Origin of the sequence: uncultured Oscillibacter sp., from assembly GCF_910584465.1 — a bacterium.
In the GTDB taxonomy this organism is placed as follows: Bacteria; Bacillota; Clostridia; order Oscillospirales; family Oscillospiraceae; genus Oscillibacter.
This window is the reverse complement of the sequence record NZ_CAJUBK010000148.1, coordinates 1-1,206: the sequence shown is the minus strand read 5'-3', so window position 1 is coordinate 1,206 and position 1,206 is coordinate 1. Positions and strand designations below refer to the sequence as shown.

At 61.6% G+C, this 1,206-nt stretch carries 1 protein-coding gene; it reads right to left on the bottom strand.

Going from position 1 to position 1,206, the window contains the following annotated elements:
* Positions 1-455 precede the first annotated feature (455 nt).
* Positions 456-1,206 (bottom strand): ParB N-terminal domain-containing protein (locus QZ332_RS13735; protein ID WP_295766470.1); only part of this gene is annotated, 751 nt, incomplete at its 5' end.

The window sequence follows — 1,206 nt, the reverse complement described above, 5'->3', positions numbered from 1 at the left end:
CCGCCCGACAGTACCGGACGGCCTGCTCCGTCGCCTCCGTGGGGTCGCCGCTCCATGCGGCGGTGACATACGCCAGGGGCATTTTCATTGGTAAGACCTCCATTTCAGATATAGGATAGAGTGTTGGGGATAGGTACAAACAGAATGGTTTGGAGAGAAGCGTTCAACCCTTTTCCCCCCGCCCCTTTCCCATTCTTGGGAAAGGGGGGCGGCTCTGGAGGATATATCCCCCGTCGCGCCGTGGGAGTAGCACAGCCGGGGCCCCCTGTCAAGGGTGCGGAGCACCGCCGCGCAGCGGCGGCTTTGCCCTTGACAGGGGGCCCCGGCTGTGCTATGGGTGGCGCGGCGACGGGGGATATACCACCAGGGCCGTCCTACTCACAAGGGGACGGCGCATGAATGAAGCGGGAACAGGGGGAACGAAAAACATCTGGACACGGTGTCCAGATGTTCGCTCACTTCTCCCGATCCACTTTCTTCGTGCCCTTGCCCAGCTCCGGGGGCTGCTTGTCCTTCCACTCCCCCAGCAGGGCCATGATCTGGTCCTTCATCTCACGGGGCGTCTTGTCCTTGCCGAAAAACTGGGCCAACTCCGCAGAACTGATGATCACGTCGAAATCCTCCTTTTTCTTCTCCTGGCTCAACACCGCGTCGATCACGTCCGGGTTGAGCTGGTTCTTCTCGTCCATCTCCCGCAGCTTCTTGGCCTGGGCCTTGGAGGGGGACGACTGCTGCCCCTCAATAGAGACGGCGATATACTTTTGGTGCTCGGTCCTGATACGGGAAATCTCCACGGCGGGGGTGAACGACATCTTGCCGCCGTCCATGAGCTGTTTCAGCTCCGGCACAAGGTCATTGAGATAAATGTACCGCTGGACCGTCTTGCCGCTCATGCCGTTGCGCTCACCCACTTTGTCCAGGGACAGCTTGCCAATGTCCGCGCCGTCGCCCCGCGCCCCCTGGTGCTTGATGGCCTCGTACTGCTGCTGCAAGGCCGCCGCCTTTTCACTGGGCAGGATCGTTTCACGGTGGCGCAGGTTGTCGTCCGTCATAGCAAGGATTGCCTGATCGTCCGTCATTTCCCGGACGATACAGGGCATATTCTTGTAGCCCGCCAGCTCGCAAGCCCGCTGCCGCCTATGGCCCGCTACGATCTCATAGCCCCCGCCCTCACGGGGACGCACCAGGGCGGGCTGGTGGACGCCG